Origin of the sequence: Rossellomorea arthrocnemi (assembly GCF_904424705.1) — a bacterium.
GTDB classification, from domain to species: Bacteria; Bacillota; Bacilli; order Bacillales; family Bacillaceae_B; genus Rossellomorea; species Rossellomorea arthrocnemi.
The window spans coordinates 133,629-150,265 of record NZ_CAJGBF010000011.1 but is presented as its reverse complement, the minus strand read 5'-3'; the positions used below and the strand labels follow the sequence as shown (position 1 = coordinate 150,265).

General features: G+C 34.9%; 18 protein-coding genes and 1 pseudogene. 2 read left to right on the top strand and 17 right to left on the bottom strand.

Annotated elements, in window-relative coordinates; genetic code table 11:
* Positions 1-5: 5 nt before the first annotated feature.
* Positions 6-86 (top strand): hypothetical protein, encoded by an 81-nt coding sequence (locus BAA9072_RS24710; RefSeq protein WP_408015236.1) that lies wholly within the window; start codon positions 6-8, stop codon positions 84-86.
* A gap of 119 nt (positions 87-205) precedes the next feature.
* Here the strand turns inward: BAA9072_RS24710 and BAA9072_RS15530 are convergent, their stop codons facing one another.
* From BAA9072_RS15530 to BAA9072_RS15510, 6 genes are all read right to left on the bottom strand, one after another.
* Complete coding sequence (locus tag BAA9072_RS15530) at positions 206-526, bottom strand: hypothetical protein (protein WP_201715589.1); 321 nt, start codon at positions 524-526, stop codon at positions 206-208.
* Positions 527-673: 147 nt separating this feature from the next.
* Entirely contained in the window at positions 674-1,525 is an 852-nt protein-coding gene (locus BAA9072_RS15525; RefSeq protein WP_201715588.1) for a S1 family peptidase, read from the bottom strand.
* 286 nt (positions 1,526-1,811) lie between these two features.
* Positions 1,812-1,919 (bottom strand): putative holin-like toxin, encoded by a 108-nt coding sequence (locus tag BAA9072_RS24705; RefSeq protein WP_408015242.1) that lies wholly within the window; start codon positions 1,917-1,919, stop codon positions 1,812-1,814.
* A gap of 775 nt (positions 1,920-2,694) precedes the next feature.
* Positions 2,695-3,504: a hypothetical protein gene (locus BAA9072_RS15520; protein WP_201715587.1), complete on the bottom strand. Its 810-nt coding sequence runs from the start codon at positions 3,502-3,504 to the stop codon at positions 2,695-2,697.
* A gap of 299 nt (positions 3,505-3,803) precedes the next feature.
* The gene (locus BAA9072_RS24310) at positions 3,804-3,980 is read right to left on the bottom strand and encodes an aspartyl-phosphate phosphatase Spo0E family protein (RefSeq protein WP_269139966.1); all 177 of its coding nucleotides are present in this window, start codon (positions 3,978-3,980) and stop codon (positions 3,804-3,806) included.
* A complete protein-coding gene (locus BAA9072_RS15510; protein WP_201715585.1) occupies positions 3,980-4,255 on the bottom strand; it encodes a DUF2187 family protein in 276 nt (91 codons plus the stop codon). The genes BAA9072_RS24310 and BAA9072_RS15510 overlap by 1 nt, the downstream gene beginning before the upstream one ends.
* 226 nt (positions 4,256-4,481) lie before the next feature.
* Between BAA9072_RS15510 and BAA9072_RS15505 the strand changes: the two genes are divergently transcribed.
* A complete protein-coding gene (locus BAA9072_RS15505; protein ID WP_201715584.1) occupies positions 4,482-4,823 on the top strand; it encodes a hypothetical protein in 342 nt (113 codons plus the stop codon).
* Between the two features lie 302 nt (positions 4,824-5,125).
* On the opposite strand, the gene BAA9072_RS15500 is transcribed toward BAA9072_RS15505, so the two are convergent.
* From BAA9072_RS15500 to BAA9072_RS15450, 11 genes and pseudogenes are all read right to left on the bottom strand, one after another.
* Positions 5,126-5,563 (bottom strand): hypothetical protein, encoded by a 438-nt coding sequence (locus tag BAA9072_RS15500; RefSeq protein ID WP_201715583.1) that lies wholly within the window; start codon positions 5,561-5,563, stop codon positions 5,126-5,128.
* A gap of 938 nt (positions 5,564-6,501) precedes the next feature.
* Positions 6,502-6,741, bottom strand: coding sequence for a DUF2933 domain-containing protein (locus BAA9072_RS15495; protein ID WP_201715582.1), 240 nt, complete (start codon positions 6,739-6,741; stop codon positions 6,502-6,504).
* Positions 6,742-6,799: 58 nt separating this feature from the next.
* Positions 6,800-7,033, bottom strand: coding sequence for a hypothetical protein (locus BAA9072_RS15490; protein WP_201715581.1), 234 nt, complete (start codon positions 7,031-7,033; stop codon positions 6,800-6,802).
* Between the two features lie 88 nt (positions 7,034-7,121).
* Positions 7,122-7,916: pseudogene (lgt, locus tag BAA9072_RS15485) on the bottom strand (prolipoprotein diacylglyceryl transferase).
* Positions 7,917-8,159: 243 nt separating this feature from the next.
* A complete protein-coding gene (locus BAA9072_RS15480; protein WP_201715580.1) occupies positions 8,160-10,064 on the bottom strand; it encodes a copper resistance protein CopC in 1,905 nt (634 codons plus the stop codon).
* Positions 10,065-10,254: 190 nt separating this feature from the next.
* The gene (locus BAA9072_RS15475; protein WP_201715579.1) at positions 10,255-10,971 is read right to left on the bottom strand and encodes a cytochrome c biogenesis CcdA family protein; all 717 of its coding nucleotides are present in this window, start codon (positions 10,969-10,971) and stop codon (positions 10,255-10,257) included.
* Between the two features lie 47 nt (positions 10,972-11,018).
* Positions 11,019-11,564 (bottom strand): thiol-disulfide oxidoreductase ResA, encoded by a 546-nt coding sequence (gene resA / locus BAA9072_RS15470; RefSeq protein WP_201715578.1) that lies wholly within the window; start codon positions 11,562-11,564, stop codon positions 11,019-11,021.
* 9 nt (positions 11,565-11,573) lie between these two features.
* Positions 11,574-12,767, bottom strand: a complete 1,194-nt coding sequence (ccsB, locus tag BAA9072_RS15465) for a c-type cytochrome biogenesis protein CcsB (RefSeq protein ID WP_201715577.1) — start codon at positions 12,765-12,767, stop codon at positions 11,574-11,576.
* A complete protein-coding gene (locus BAA9072_RS15460; protein ID WP_201715576.1) occupies positions 12,760-14,388 on the bottom strand; it encodes a cytochrome c biogenesis protein ResB in 1,629 nt (542 codons plus the stop codon). Before BAA9072_RS15460 ends, ccsB begins: the two co-directional genes overlap by 8 nt.
* Positions 14,389-14,577: 189 nt before the next feature.
* Entirely contained in the window at positions 14,578-14,775 is a 198-nt protein-coding gene (locus BAA9072_RS15455) for an SHOCT domain-containing protein (protein ID WP_201715575.1), read from the bottom strand.
* 675 nt (positions 14,776-15,450) lie between these two features.
* Positions 15,451-16,629, bottom strand: a complete 1,179-nt coding sequence (locus BAA9072_RS15450) for a F510_1955 family glycosylhydrolase (RefSeq protein ID WP_201715574.1) — start codon at positions 16,627-16,629, stop codon at positions 15,451-15,453.
* Between the last annotated feature and the right edge of the window lie 8 nt (positions 16,630-16,637).

The following is a 16,637-nucleotide window of genomic DNA, read 5'->3' as shown; positions in this document are numbered from 1 at the left end:
AATACGTGCGCTATTACAACCAAGACCGTATCCTAGAAAAATTAGGCTACCTGACGCCCAAAGAATTTGGGGCGCAAGCAGCCTAAAGAGGTGTTTTATATGTGTCTCAAATCGCTATGTCAGTCTATCTCCTGGCTTTCTTTTGGTTAAAAGGTTATATAATTTTAGTATTCTGAATCACATTAATAATAGTTGATTGAAGGAATTACTTGAAGAAGTTTTCAGGCCATAGAAACTCGGGTAAATGTGATCGGATTAATTCAGCTTGGCTTATATATCCTCTACTTTCAAGTTCTTTTAAGAAAACCGGCCAAGGTGGAATATTGCTCATGTTTATATCAGTTGAAGAAGTAGACATACCTCCCCCAGGAGATGTGGATAGTCCTCCATATTGGGCTGTAGAAAGTCCTCCATATTGGGCTGTAGAAAGTCCTCCATATTGGGCTGTAGAAAGTCCTCCGTATTGAGAGGTAGACATGCCCCCATACTGAGAGGTAGACAACCCTCCTTCTTGTGCAGTACTCAAATTGCGTGGCCATCTCCTCAATTGCTTAATTATTGGTCTACTCATCACCCCTTATATTATATAAATTTTTTATTCGAAGATATTATATCTCTTTGCTTGCTTTTAACTTAAATGCAATTTTATTTATCTGTCTTAATGTCTTAACGACTATTTTTTCTTAATTGATAAGGAATCAAAAATTTCCTCAGGTTTTAAATCAGCATAATGCTCGCTAATAACCTCATTAAGTTCATGTATTCTTAAACTGTTAAGAACAAGACCTAAATGGTTAGGAATTAAGGTATCGATGCTCGTGGGAATATCCTTAATTAAAAAGTCACCTTGAACTGTATGTTGATATGTTGCAAAAACAACTCCTAATAATTTTACAGATAAGAATGGTTGAAAAGTCTCTTTGTTAAAGAGCTGTTTTACAGAGAATACCGGTGAGCCACTAGATCCTGGATAAATAGCACAATCAATAAGGAACTGGCTCTCTCCTTTATATAAGACTGCTGGAGCAGTTGCTAATGTACCTTTTCTGGAAATAGGAAAGTTGTTGACCTCATCCCACAGACCATTTGGATAACCAACAATTGTTACATCTTCAGAAGGCAGGTATTTATTTAGTTCCTCTACACTGTTCGGAATTTGCTTCATGCTAACACCATAATACAGTGGCATGATATCATCTTCCTCTGCCATTAAGTGTAGGTGTGCAACAGGCATAGCGCATAAATCAACATTTGCATTAGGGTGGAAAAAGAATAGGCTCGTTGGTACGGTGAATTCGCATTGTGATTTTCTATTCCCATTACCATCACCAGCATGAAATCTAACAGTAATTTCTTTAGCCCCATCTATTACATGTTTATTTGTGACAATGCATGGCACATTAAGGTACTTTCCTTCTTTGAATTGTTCTACAAATCTAATTATAAAACCAGTACCGGTACTCTTGAAGGTCCCCATATCAGCTAAGATTCTGACTGTTGAGTAGTTTAATTCGTTAATATTCATCTGAAATTCCCCACTCCTATACGCCTAATTTATCTTGTTATAACAGAATTACGTATGATATTATCTCATAATTCACAAAAAGGAAATCAACTGTAAAAGTGGTCATTGCTTTACGAATATTATATAATTCAGTATAATTAATACAAAGATGTATAAAGTAAAAAAGAGAAGCCTAGTGCTGGAACACTAGACTTCTCAATCATACAACAGCCTGCTCGAATGCGCAGCAGTCTGACCTTCACATAAGTAACCTTACCCTACTGGTGGCCAAACCGAACAGGGTGGGTTACTTTTTTTGTGTTACAGCGATTATTGCTACAACTAGCGATATTCCTGCGACAACTAATGATCCGAATCCGATTAAGATTTGCAACAAATCACCTACAGCAACCACTTCAGCAACACCCCCCTTCTTTCTAGGAGAGTGTCAGCTGCTGCCCACCCTGCATTATGCTATTGTATCTTAAAATTATAGCATATTTTCTGTAAAAAAACTCGGTAGTAAAGAACTGACGTTCCAGTTTTTTGTTCAGTTTTTATTAAGGAAATATTTCTTATTATGGGGTAATAGTTCAATGCCCACATCCTCATATCTCGAGAAAATATTGGATTTATCCCAGTCCTGCATCTTTGTTCTACTTAGAAGAGCATCTTCATCCTTGTGAATTGCAGCAGTTCAAAAGTATTTAATGAATAAATTATAAATTTTATCTTTAGATAGTAGTCCACCTCTGACCCACTCTTCGCATTGATCTTGAATATATCTTTTTTTAGGTATCATATGTTCATATCTCAATTCATTGATATTCCAGTTCTTGTTATGCAATAGTTCCAGGGCTTTTAGACTTACATAATCTGTGGAATAAAATCGTTCCTTGTGCTTATAGGGCAGGTGATTTTTTTACAAACTAATATGTAAATTCGCTAAAAATTTCCCTCTGGCCTCTCTCATTCCCTCCATATAAAGCTTATTATCGTATGGAAGCGTATGAAGAAAATAATAATAATTTTCTGCTAATAGATTCATTACTTTTTTCTGGTAGGTACAAAATATCACACCTCCTCTTTACAAAAAAGTGTAAATCTTCGATTCAAAATTGTTTTATAATCTAAAACAATATTCTGAAGCATCACCTGGAGAATATGGAACTGATTTAAGTGTATGAGATTTATTCATCATCTTCTAAACATCTAACTTTGGGATCTTCATATTTCCCCATTATGGCCCTTAAACTTTCTTTCCAAGACCCAAAAGCAGAAATGTAGGAGCTTGCTGAAGGAAGATTGTTTTCTATTGCAAAGGCATCCCATTCATTTGCGGTTGAAAAATAGTTTTGATATTTTAAAGCGATTTTTCTTAGTTTATCTCTCGAAGCTCCATTCTTGGCATTACTATAATTGTCTGTTAATTCTTCAACTAAATTTGTCCAAGATCCAAATGCTCTACAGAATGTACTAGCGCGGGGTAAGTCATTATCTTTAGCGAATCTGTTCCAAGTAGAACTGGTAGTAAAGAACTCTTTATTAGTAAGGGCTATTAATTTAAGCTCTTCTTTTGGATAAGACTTTTTACGATCAGAATTATTCACCCCAAAAATTTCATTTAGACTCTCCCCCCAAGAACCATATTTTAATGAGAATGTAGTCGATTGGGGGAGCCTATTTTCTTTAGCGTGTTTATTCCATGCTGTTGTCGTTGTAAAATGTTTCTTGTGGGCGAGAGCTATTTTAGAAAGTACTGCTTTTGTATATTTTTTTCTTTTAGGTTTTTTTATGCCGAATATTTCATAGAAACATTCGCTCCAGGGACCAAAATAGGTATAGTATGTAGTTGCTTGTGGTAAATTATTTTCTTTAGCAAACTTATTCCATTCTAGAGTCGTAGTGAAATGTTCTTTGTTTTTTAGTGCTATTTCTATAAGAATATCTTTTGAATATTTTTGATTTTTCTTTAATTTAGGCTTTTTTCCATTTTTCATTAAGTGCACCACTCTTTTATCTCTTTCACTTTGCTACAATTTCTACATGCAATTGCATTGAAGGTTAAGTGTAATTTTTGATAATCCAAACTATAGAAATACTCCCCCTGTTTGCAACTGTTTTCAATAATTTTCTTTTTTAAATTCCTAATATTTATCCATCTACATGATACAGAATGAACTTTATTTATCCTTGTATTATCTTTTATACATATAAATCCCTCCCCGGCTTTTTTTAAGTCCTGGTAGGTATCTAAAGATGTGATCTTAATCATTGTTCTCTATTCCATCCTTTTATTTCAAACTTTATTAGTCCCTGAGACATCAGTTTGTTTTTGAGCTACTATTATGAGTTCGTCTAGTTCTTGGCTACACTGAATGGCTTTTATTGAAGTAAGACCTTCTTTGTTCACAATATCGCTCATACGTCTTCTTTTCGCTTCAATAATTGAATTTAAATGGTATAGTCTATTCATTAATTTGCTGGTCTCCATCCATTAAATTGAAAAATAGGCTGTGGAGGCAAATCGCTTTTTTCAATAATTACATAATTTTCATCTCTTACAACTGTCCTGTTATTATCATACTCAAGTTCAACGGCAAGAGCTTGATCAAGGAATTCAATTATTACGGTCTCAGGACGAAGGACAACGACGCGTCCTCTAATTATTAATCCATGCCTCTCAAACTCTATAATGTCATCAATGTTTGCTTTAACCCTTGTAAATGGTTGCTTCTTTTTGCTTTTCATAGTTATATCCTCCTTGAATACGAAAAGGACGCACAAAAAGGATGATAGTTGCCTACCATGCTTTGGGTGCGTCCCATTTCAACGTTATTTTTAAATGATTATTAATTTTATTATACCTATCGTACCATTTCTTATCAAGGAATTTCCATTTCAATTCCAAGTTAAGTGATGAACCAACTGAAAATGATTATAATATTGTTGAGGGGTTGAGTGAAAGGTGATAAATATGATTCAGGAAGAAGATAAAAAATTGGTATATGATTTAATCTACTTAGACCTTCTGATAGAGGTATTAGAACGAGATTTAAAAGCGATCGATCTTTCATCTATTAAGTTTAAATCTCCATATAAGAAAAAGATTGAGAGTCTGATTAAAGAGGCTTTGCATAAGCGAAAAGAAAAGCGTCAAGTTATGAGAAAACAAGGAATAAAGATATTTGAGCGCAAAGTTATTGATGAGGAGTTCATTGAATGGGAGTGTGTTGTGAGAGGATATGAGGCAGTACAGCGGATATGGACCGCAGCTATTAGAAAGAGACTCCAAGAGATATTAACAGACAAATTATAGCGGATACGATCCGCTTACTAATGGTTTATCTTTTTTGGAATAAAAAAACAGCCATTTTAAAAACGGCTGCCAAAAAAGGATATTGGTGTTTGTAATATTATATACAGAATATTGTATAAAACACAACAATTTTTGGGATTAATTTACAGTTAATTAAACTGGACTCAATTGCAATCTAATTCAGTTAAGGTCAACTGTTTAAATGTTTCTCTGTTCTCTAAATTAAATAGGTATTTTAAGTTCTGAAATATTATTTTATTAGTACTCATGTGCTTTTACTCTATGTCCGTTCCCCAGATAAACTATTCGCTTATTCGCTGGTTTGCAGATTTTCTTGAATTTAAATAAGCACTTGAATCACTTGAAAAGAAGGGGAATTCTCTTAGCATTCGATTCGCTCCACCAAGGAAATGGAAGTTGGCTTGAGGATATAGTCTAAAAACTTCAGTCCATTTTTTTCTGACCAGCTGCTGTCGGTTAGATAGGTAAGGCACAAGGCCTCCGATGCCAATAACCTCGAAATTTCTCCTGTCGTTCACAAGATCCTCTAGTGAATCTATACTGCTTGAAAATTGCCATACCGGATAAATTTTAGCTCCTGGACAAGTATTATATAGATACTCGAAGTTTTGCATAGACTCTTTCCCATCTTCAATGATATCTAGATTAAAGAAACCTAATATCCGATTATGTGATTTGTACTTATTTATAAATGCTGCATACTCCTCTCTTGAAATCATAGGTATTTCATTTTCATTAAAAAGCGATAGTTGTACATTTGTAATTTTTCATCATATCGCGGAAAGCGGTATTAATGTAAAAAGAATTCAACTTTTTCAGTTTTCCTAATTCTCAGGAATAGTTAAAAACTATGAATGATTGAAATGTTAATTTTTCATAAATAACCGGAAGAAAATTTAACAATTTCCATAATTAAGCGGAATAGATATTTTTTATTGTCTAACCCTCCCCAATAAATAAAGGAGGCAATAGCCAGAGATCAGGTAACTGATCTCTGGTTATTGCCCTCTAATAAGCTCATGTCGTACAGGTAGCGAACGGTGATTACCTTGTCATAGGAATCTAAAAGCCAACATTCCTTTTGCAATAAGGAAGTTGGCTACTGACTACAATTTTTATTTTTTTAAAGTGGCGTTAGTGGAATCGCGATTAAAACAAGCCAGTTGAGGTATCCGGCATGACAAGGAACACCACTCGCACAAGGCTCTATTCTGCAGAACCTTTCAACTTTTTGTTACCAGTGATGATGTATGGAGATGGCCCCTCCGATGATAGACGTAGAAAGTCTGATTTTTTCAAACTATTATCATTCTGAGACATTGCCACATATGGTCGAAGCGATTAGTCTAGATATCAACGGTTAAACACATGCATTCATTTAGTGTAATCCACCATGATTTCAAGCTGACCATGATCATTTTCTTTGGCAGTTGCCATTACGGTTTATCCGGATAGGAATCCTCTTTTTTTATAGACACGAGGGGCAGATGAAGTTTCACATTCGTCTTGGTTTTAGGAATTTCGCCCATATCCTACTTAAATGACCTGACAGTTGAGAATTACTAACTGAATCCAGACCGCCAACTGTTTGAATTTTATTCACGTAATGATAATCACCTAATGCTGTTAAAGTTTCTTTGGTTGCCTAATTTTTAATTTATTTTCTAGTAGACTTCGAAATGAACTTTGGTTCATCCGTTTGCTTAATAGAATTTATCTCTTCCATTAACTTTATGTTTTGCTCCTGGAGTCTCTGCATCTGTTCTTGAAAAGATTTGAGTTCTTCAGGTGAATCTTTGGACTGTATATAATGACAACCTTTCTTCCTGCCTGTAAACATCCCTTTCATGCAAAATAACATCATTAAGGGACAAAGCAAGAATAATAACCATTCCATAATTTTAGCCCCATTTACTGATTAGCGAAAAGACCATTAATAGAAGGTCCTTTGATCTTTACAAAGAAGTATCCCTTTGTTCACTATCATCATCACTAGATTCCATAAATTTTCCACAAGCTTTCATCATTTTTTTACCTTCAGGAGAATTCATTGCTTCCATCATCTTCGTCATGCCGTTTCCGTTCACCATATTCATCATGCTGTCTGGTTTTTCTGCATAAGTAAATTGGCCAGAGACAAACAATGTTGCTAATGCAAAAGATGAAACAAATGCAATTTTCTTTTTCATCAAGATCACCTCCTTTTGTTTTATTCAAAGCAATTATAGATAATAAGTTTGAAGAAAGTATGGAGAATACACCTTTCCCTCATAAGATTTATTGAGTATGCTGCACTGTTTTTCTTCGATAAACTAAGATTAGTAAACTACAAATAACTAACACAATTGAAATGAATTGCGCCATTCTTAATGTCTCCGTTAACATCAGACTATCTGTTCGCATCCCTTCAATAAAGAAACGCCCAATAGAATACCAGATAATATAGCTTAAAAACAACTCACCTTGACGAAGGTTTATTCTACGCAACATTATTAAAGCGATAAATCCAGCGATATTCCAAATTGATTCGTATAAAAAAGTAGGATGGTAATATTGTCCGTTAATAAACATTTGATTAATAATCAAATCCGGTAACTGTAAGTTCTCAAGAAAGCCTTTAGTTACAGTCCCGCCATGTGCTTCTTGATTCATAAAGTTTCCCCATCGGCCTATTGCTTGCCCTAAAATAATACTAGGGGCTAAAATATCAGCTAACGTCCAAAATGAAACACCTCTTTTTTTAGCAAATACAACGGCAGTAATGGTAGCTCCAATAAGCGCTCCATGGATGGCAATACCTCCTTTCCAGATAGCTATCATTTCAACTAGATTATTGGAGTAGTATTCCCAGTTAAAAATGACATAGTATAGCCTTGCACTAATAAGAGCAATTGGAATAGCCCACATAATTAAATCTATAATAATATCATTATGGAATCCGGAACGCTTTGCCTCTTTTGTGGCTAAATAAAGCCCAAGAACAATTCAAAAAGCGATAATGATGCCATACCAATAAACTGTTATGGGTCCAATTTCGAATGCTATTCGATCAATTGGTTGAATTGTGCCCATCAAGTACCTCCTATGTTTTATTTATTTTATAGAGTACATGAAAAGTTTGGAGAAAGTATGGAGATAATATAGAAGAAATACTGATTGAAAATATAAGTAAGAACTAACCATCTCAGGTCTATTTAACTTGGAATTTTTAATTTCAAGTCGTAAAAAGGGGAGAAAAAAGTTCTCCCCTTTAGTTTACTTGTTTCACCTTTTTCGTTCATTTATTCGGAAACTATTGATGCAATTCACAAAGATTTATTCATTAAATCTTAATTCACCAGGAACAACAACTTTATACAGGAACCTTTTTTTAGTACCATCCTGATAGAAAGCTATAACCTCCATACTCATGGTGCCAGATGCATGCAACAAGTTTCCAGTTATTTTAAATGTGTCTTCATCTAATTTAAAAGCGTTATATTCAACATTATACGTTGGTGGCATGGACAGGTTCACTTTTACATCCTTAACATTCTTACTAGTGAAATCCATTGTTAAAACGTTTAATCCAGGTGTCAATGGTGAAAAACCGACCTTCAATTCATCTCCACCATCCCCAATGGTTTGAGGATAGACTCCTTGTTCAGCAGCACCAGGGGTTGAAACAACTAATAAGGATGCAAGCAATAAAATAATTGCACTATAGATGAGCTCAACTCTTACTCGTTTCATTATGAGACGTAAAGTGCTTTCCATCCACTTTTTCAGAGATCTTCTTTGGAAAAAACCAATTATCACAACTAACATAGTCACGATTATTTTAAGAATTATAATCTTTCCCCACTCACTTTCAATGAAACTACTGGCAGAAAATGAAGGTACGTACTGAAAAGTCATGATAAATCCAGTCACGATGATTATGATTAAACTAAGAAACGCCCATTTTGAGAAACTTGGAATAACTTCTGCTATCCAGTTCTTCATCTCAGCTTTTTTAGTCAGGATCATCAAGGCAAAGAGCCCTCCTATCCAAATAGCTGCTCCCAAGAAATGAAGAGCATTAATTCCCATCGTGACAAGTCCGCCATATCGAGGATAAGCCGCATGGCCTGCAACAAAGGGCATTAGTATCACTGGAACACTATAAAAGTAAATTTGATATTTTTTTATTGAGTATCCTAGTGCAAGAAACAGAATTTGAAGTAATGGAATCAAAGTGAATTTCAATTTCAAAAATTCTTCAATTGAAAGACCTTGTAATTCTCCTTTTTGAAGCAGAAGAATAATAACTTCTCCGATTACTACAAACGATAAAAATATAGAAGATATCTTCCTCCACCTTACATTCTTTTTCTCCTTTGCAATAAACTGAAGAAAGAAAGATCCTCCAAATAATATCGAAAGTCCAATGAATACAAACCAATACCCTACCTGTTTTAAACTAAAGTTTTGGATTGAAAAGGAGTTAGTTGACTCTCCTATATGTGATTGCTGTATTGGAGAGAACTCATCAACAGCAAAATAGAATACGTTTACTATATCGGGTTTACTAACATCAGCATCAATTGGTCTTGCATACCAAGTTACCTGATATGTACCTGAATGAAGAACTTCCTCAATTGATATAGTAAGATGATTAGGATTAATAGGATCGATCTCAGGAGTACCTAAACGTATAGATTGCTGTTTATCATCAAATACACCTATTGCTGTAATTTCAGCTGGTTTATTGAACCAAAGATCAATCTGCTTAATTGTTTGATTGGTGATTTCACCATCTACTGGGGAATATTTCAAGACTTTTAGTCTGTCCTCTCCCAAAATCCCTTCATCATTTGTCATTTGAAATGTTATTCTTTCTTTCATTACAAATCCATCTAATGCAATTACATTTATCTCAGCAATATATAAACCTGAAGGTAATTCTTCTGGTAAAGCACCTATAATATGAGTTTTATCGTTCGGATCAATATACGCTTTACCCATATCAATGTAATTTCCCTTATTACTCTTAACCTTAATTGACTCTGAGTGCAGGACGACTAGGTCTTGAAACCATACCTCAATCGTTTCTGGACTAGTGTTTAGCTTTTCTCCTTCTTCAGGGTAAGTTCTCTCAAGACTCGAATGAGCTAGTCCAGTCAGTGGTGGATAAATAGAAATAATAACTAATAATAGAATTAATATTTTTTTTAGTCTTCTATAGTAGAATAATGCCATAACTATTTCCCCTTGCACTTAATGTGTTTGGATGTTTCCATTGATGATATTAATATCCTTATCTTTAGGTTTTTGATTATTTTCGGTAAAAATATTAACAAGCATGTTTATAAGAATGAAGATAATTATAACAATTACTATTAACCAGGTTGACCTACTGATTTTCATATAATTCTCCTTCAATTAATTATTAGAACCCGGTAAACCCGTCAAAGAAACGGCTAGATAGAAATGATGTAACCTTTGTTATCCAATCTAACAATAAGAACACACCCATCATTATCATAAAGTAACCTCCAACCTTTATAACTATGAGGTTGTACTTCTTTATCCATTTTAGTTTCCCAATAAAAAGAGCCATGACAAGAAAGGGTAAAGAAAAACCTAGAGAATACATCAGCATATAGAATAAAGCCTGGTTTGGGTTCGTCACTCCTAAAGCAATGACAGAAGCTAAAATCGGGCCAGTACACGGAGTCCATCCCGCAGCAAAACCTACACCTATTAAGCTTGACCCCATATATCCAGTTGGCCTATTTCTAAAAGATAGTACCTTCATATCTTTCATCAGAACAGAAGGTTTTATTAATCCAACTGTCACAAGACCAAAAAATATAATTAAAAGAGCCCCAACTTGCCTGATCAAGTCATCATATTGAAGAAAAAAGGTTCCAATAAAAGATGTCGAGAACCCAATCGCCCCGAATATTAATGTGAAACCTAACAAAAAGAAGATCGTATGAAGGATGGCCCTTCTTCTAACCAGATTGCTGTTGTTTTCTTTTAATTCTTCAACAGACATTCCTGTAATATAAGATAAAAACGCTGGATATAAGGGCAAACAACATGGAGAGATGAATGATAATACTCCCGCTCCGAATGCAAACAGGGCATTCAAATCAGTCATAGGATATACGACTCCTTCCCATAGAAAAAGGGAGTAGGTTACTCCCTTCACTCTTGATATTTTTCAGGCATAATAGAATTCATGTAATTTTTAATTATTTCTTCTGATAAACTAGCTGTTACTCTTTCTACCACTTTCCCGTCTTCATCAATTAGGAATGTTACCGGAATGGGACCCACTCCATAAGAATCTAGTACTTCCTGATTTTGATCTAAGAGTATAGGAAATGTAAGGCCATACCTTTTTGCAAATTTATCAACCGTTACTTTGGGTTCCCCAACATCAATAGCTAATATCGTTACTCCTTTATCTTTAAATTCTTCATATTGGTTTTGCATATAGGGCATTTCCTCTTTACATGGCGGACAATACGTTGCCCAAAAATTCAAAAAAATCCCTTGACCTTTAAAGTCACTTAATTTGACGGTCTCTCCCTTTAATGTTTCTAACTGAAAGTCTGGAGCTTGGTCACCCGCCTGGATCATTCCGCTATTACTGTTTGTTATATTTGTATAGAGCACATACCCAATCAAGAAAGTGAAAATAGACAACAAGCTTATTCTTATAACTAATCTCCTTTTCTTTTTATCCATAAAAACCTCCTAAGCATATGAATGCAAACCAGCGATGACGAGATTCACAACAACTAAGTTAAACATTATAATAACGAAACCTAAAACGGTGAGCCATGCAGACCTTTGCCCTTCCCAGCCTTTAGATAGTCTAAGATGAAGATAAGCTGCGTAAAATAGGAATGTAATCAGTGCCCAAACTTCTTTTGGGTCCCATCCCCAAAATCTTGACCATGCTTCTTGGGCCCAAATCATAGCAAAAATAAGTGCCCCTAAGGTGAATACTGGGAATCCAATCATGACAGATCGATAGCTGATTTCATCTAATTGCTCAGGACGAATATTCACTAATAACGGCTGAACCTTTGCACCAATTCTTTTCAGCAAAATAAGCCTTAGCGTTAAATAAAGAACTGCCCCAGCCAAAAGAGACCATACTAATGTGTTTAATTTACGTGGGGCTTGGCTCCCATTCATCCAAGAAGGGGCTTCTACTATTGGATTGAATGAATGCGTAGTATTTACGACTTCCCCATTTGGCGGTCCTACAATAGCCGGTAATTGATAAACCAATTCTTCTTCTTGTTGCGTTTCACTTACCCATTTAAAAGTCGTTTCAAATTCCAAATTAGTGAAAGTATAAGAGATTATTGCAAAAGCGAGAGTGCTTAAAATCGAATAGAAAACAAACTCAATCCCAAATGTTCCCTTACTTCTTTTTGATTGATCGACAACTCGTAACAAATATATAAAACCGGCTACAAAACTAAGCGCAAGTATACCCTCACCAAGTGCTGCTGTAGTCACATGTATTTTTAGCCAATAGCTTTGTAAGGAAGGAACTAAGGGCGAAGCTTTTTTTGAAAATACACTTGCATATGCAATGACTGTTAGAGCGGTTGGTATGCTAAATAGACCAATGATATTAGTTTTATACATAAAATAAATGATGACATGAGCTAAAACGATCATCATACCGAAAAATGTTGTAAACTCAAACATATTACTTACCGGAACATGACCAATGGCGATCCATCTAGTCACAAAAAATCCTAGTTGAAGGCCAAGGCCAAAGATTGACAGATTTAAAGAAATAAATTCCCATCTTTTTGTTCTGGAACTACCTTTATTATTTTTGGAGGAGAGAGATCCCCAAATAAAAATCGTTGAAACTAAATAGGTGAAAAATGCTCCGCCCAATAAGTAATTACTAATATCAATCATCTGCTCCATCTCCTTTTTCTTCAACTTGATCTACAGGTACATTGAGGCCTGAATTTCTTAGAGCATACTCAATATCTTTTTTTATTCCGTACCAATTTTTATTCGTATGAGCTGCAATTAACACTTCATTTTCATTCACTCGCACCCAAACTCGACGGTGGTTCCAGTACAACCCCTGAATTAATCCAATCATAAAGATGAAACCACCAATCCCCAATATCCATAGCGTATAGTCTTTTCTTATAGTCAAGCCAGTCAGGTTCCTGACATCCAATCCTGAGAATGTCATTTTGTATTGGTTTTCTCCAAGCGGCTCTAAGTTCTGTTGAATTGCGACGAAACTAGATTCTCCCTCTGGGGTATTAGGAGTATACATCCTAAAAATAAATGCCGGATTATTCGGAAGTTTAGATTTTGTCGATGGCTCTCCCTTTGAATCAAATTCAAAATCAGGGAAATAATCTAGAAGCTCAACACTGTACCCCTTCCCTAGGTCAAAATGAGTTTTAGGGTTTAATAAATCTAATTCGATATCACCAAAAGTCTCCCCACTTTCTTTCTCTTCTAATTCAAACCTCATCTTATGGAATTCCCCTTGTTTATAACTTGTTTGATAAAAGGCAAATCCGTTAATTTTCATGGGGTTATTAACAGTAATAGGACCATCTTTTACCTGAACCAATTCCGGTTTAGCACCAGCTATTCCTTGATTTTTATTTTCATATAAAACTGCATTTGTTTGATAGGTTTTAGGAATTGTATTTCCTTCTTCCAGGATTACTTCCTGATATTTTTTATCCTTCTTTCCATAAGTTTCAAAGATGAATTTCTCATTTTTAATATAGTACTTTCTATCCGTACCAGGTACTGCTTCAGTTTCCCCATCTCGCACCCACAGAATTTCATCCACATACATCCCTGGAAAAAAGCGTAGCATTGCGCCAATAAGCACGATGATTAGCCCTAGATGGTTCACATAGGGTCCCCACCTTGAAAATCGACCTTTTTCTGCTAAAATATTTCCTTTATCTTCCCGAACCTTATAACGTTTTTCTTTAAGGTGTTTCGAGACTTTATTTACTGACCCGTGGCTTTCCGAAAGAACTGTGACACCCATAATTCTTTGTCTTTTAAGAAAGCTATCGTGTCTTGTCACCCGTTGTTTTTTTAATGCGCGATACAGAGGTACTACCCTGTCCAAGCTTGCAATGATTAATGACAATCCCATTGCCGCGAGCAACAACATGTACCACCATGAACCATATAAATTATGGAAACCAAAAATGTAATAAATATATCCTACTATTCCGTATTGCTCACGATAGAAATCTTCTGGTGTTTTAGTTTGTGGTATATACATTTCTTGCGGTAAAAAGGTTCCTATAGCAGAGGCGACTAGGGTTAAAAAAATAATCCATATTCCTACCTTTACAGAAGAAAAGAAATTCCAAATCTTATCCACTATCGTTCTTTGACTGGTTTTCGATCTCCTTGCTACCCCCTCATAGCGCATATTTAAAAACTTCTGACCCTCTATAAGCTGAATTGGCTTTCCGCAAGCTTCACAAAATTCTGTTCCAGTTTTATTTAGATGCCCACATTCACATTTAACATTACTCACTAATAATTCAACCCTTCATTGAGAACTTATCAATCACACTGGTTTAACTATAAAAGATAAATGTGTAGAAAATATGGAGATTGAATCCATAGAAAAAGGAACTGATTTTAAGCTCTTTTGTCGAGTAAATATCAGTTCCTTACTTATTTAGGGTTTACTTGTAAATTATATTGCCAGTAGGATAATCTTTCATTTTAAAAGTTCTCTTTTTTCTTCATATTCTTCCCTTGAGATATCTCCACGTGCATAGCGTTCTTTCAAAATGGCTAGTGCTTTATTTGACTTGCTTTCAAAAGGCTTCATTATTATCAGTATAAAACCATAAATTGCAAAACCGATAATAACAATCCAAAGTAACATATTTAACATCATTCCGAGACCCATCATTATGAAAGTCTCTCCTCTCATGTTTTTATAGGTAAGACTAAGGTACTTCTACTACAAACGGAAAATTGTAGCTTCTGGACACTTGTTTCATTATTCATAGGATGGTGAACGTAACGTTCACCATCCTCACTCATAATCTCAACATGATCAATTGCTCCTAGGTATGGATTCATATCATATAAGACTCTCTTGTTTGATCATCTTTAAATGTGAAGGTCATCGTTATGTTTTTATTTGACTGGATTTATCTTCGAAAGACAGATGATGATATCCTTCTGCAATCAATTACTTTTGTTAATGATTCATATACTATTACTGCTTCTTTGTTACTCTTTCCACCCAATATAAATTCATTTTGTGACAGTGGACGTTTCTTATCCACTTGGAACAACGTTAGCTTTTAGTTTGTAACGTCTACCTTTTAGAAAACCGGTACTCACCTTAAATAGTCGATGGATTCCCTTTAAATTCTGAATGGATGTGTTAGAAAATGAAAAACCTTCACTAACAATAATTAAATACATTAACTTTTTTCATGTTCCACTTCAAAGTTATCTTGTAATGTTTGTTTATTACCAACAGTAGGTTCATGATCAAATTCCCACGAAACATTTAATCGATCTTCCTTTTTATTGTTACTTCTATGATCAGAATGCTCACAATAAGAATGTAGACTTAATTAGATACAATCGAAGACCCTACCCCTTTTTCTGCGATTTCCGTCCATTTTTCACCCATATCACTTGTTGAAAAGATATCTTTTTTGAATGTTGAAATAACAATGTGTTTTTCATTTTGAGGATTAATAGCGATATAGCCAATTGCATCCTCCTCTTCTAGTGATGGTATTTGGAGACTGTTTTTTTCTCCATTTTCAATATTTATTTGATATAATTCCACCTTGCTGGAAACACTTCCAGCATAAAGCTTTCCTTGATTTGAAAAGGATAATGCCGTAGTTGGAACATCAGATAATTCTTTAAATGTATCACCGAAATCTTTAGATAAAAAGATCCCTTGTTTCGTTGATACAGCTATTACTTCTTCTTGATCCGGATGAACAGCAATAGCCGACACTTGACCCTCAATACCCTTCATACCACTTTTATTCCAAGTTTTTGTATCATCTAAAGAATAGTAAATCCCTGTATCTTCCATCTGGGAGTTTGCTTGGGGATTAAATACGTAAATTGCATGATTATTGTACCCTACGTCCATTCCGTGAAAATCTATTTCACCATATAAGCCTAGAGTTTTTAAATCCTCCCTCATATTCGTACTTCTAACAATACCAAATGGATTCTTCATGGATGAGTCAGGGGCTGGGTGACCACTGCTGTAAAATCCATCATCAACCATGGAAAAGCCCATATAGTCATGTTTTTCTCCTGCTGCCTCTGACCATTGACCATTACTGTAAACTTTTAACCCATCATGAGCAGGGACATATATTTCAGATCCATCTTTGGTAAAGCCCAAGCCATGTATATGCATTAACTCAACAGAACTCTCATTCACATTATCCTTAGTGAAAAACGTAACAGCTCCAGTAATTAAAAGAACAACAATAGCTATGACGGAAACCCATTGGCTTACTTTCATCCATTTTTGAAATTGTCTGCTTCTCTCTTGGCCCTCTTTTGTTTTTACATTAATCGACTTTCTCTTTTGATTTAGTATTATAACTATGATGATAGCAATGAAAGCTATTACTCCCGTAGCTATCATACTGTAGTCTATAAATGAATACGTTGCTGTTTCCAAATGCTCTTCTCCCTCGTGTGCAAACGACTGAATAGGGAATGTCATCATTAATGTGAACATCGATAAAAAAATTAATTTAATATTTTTCAAAACCATTA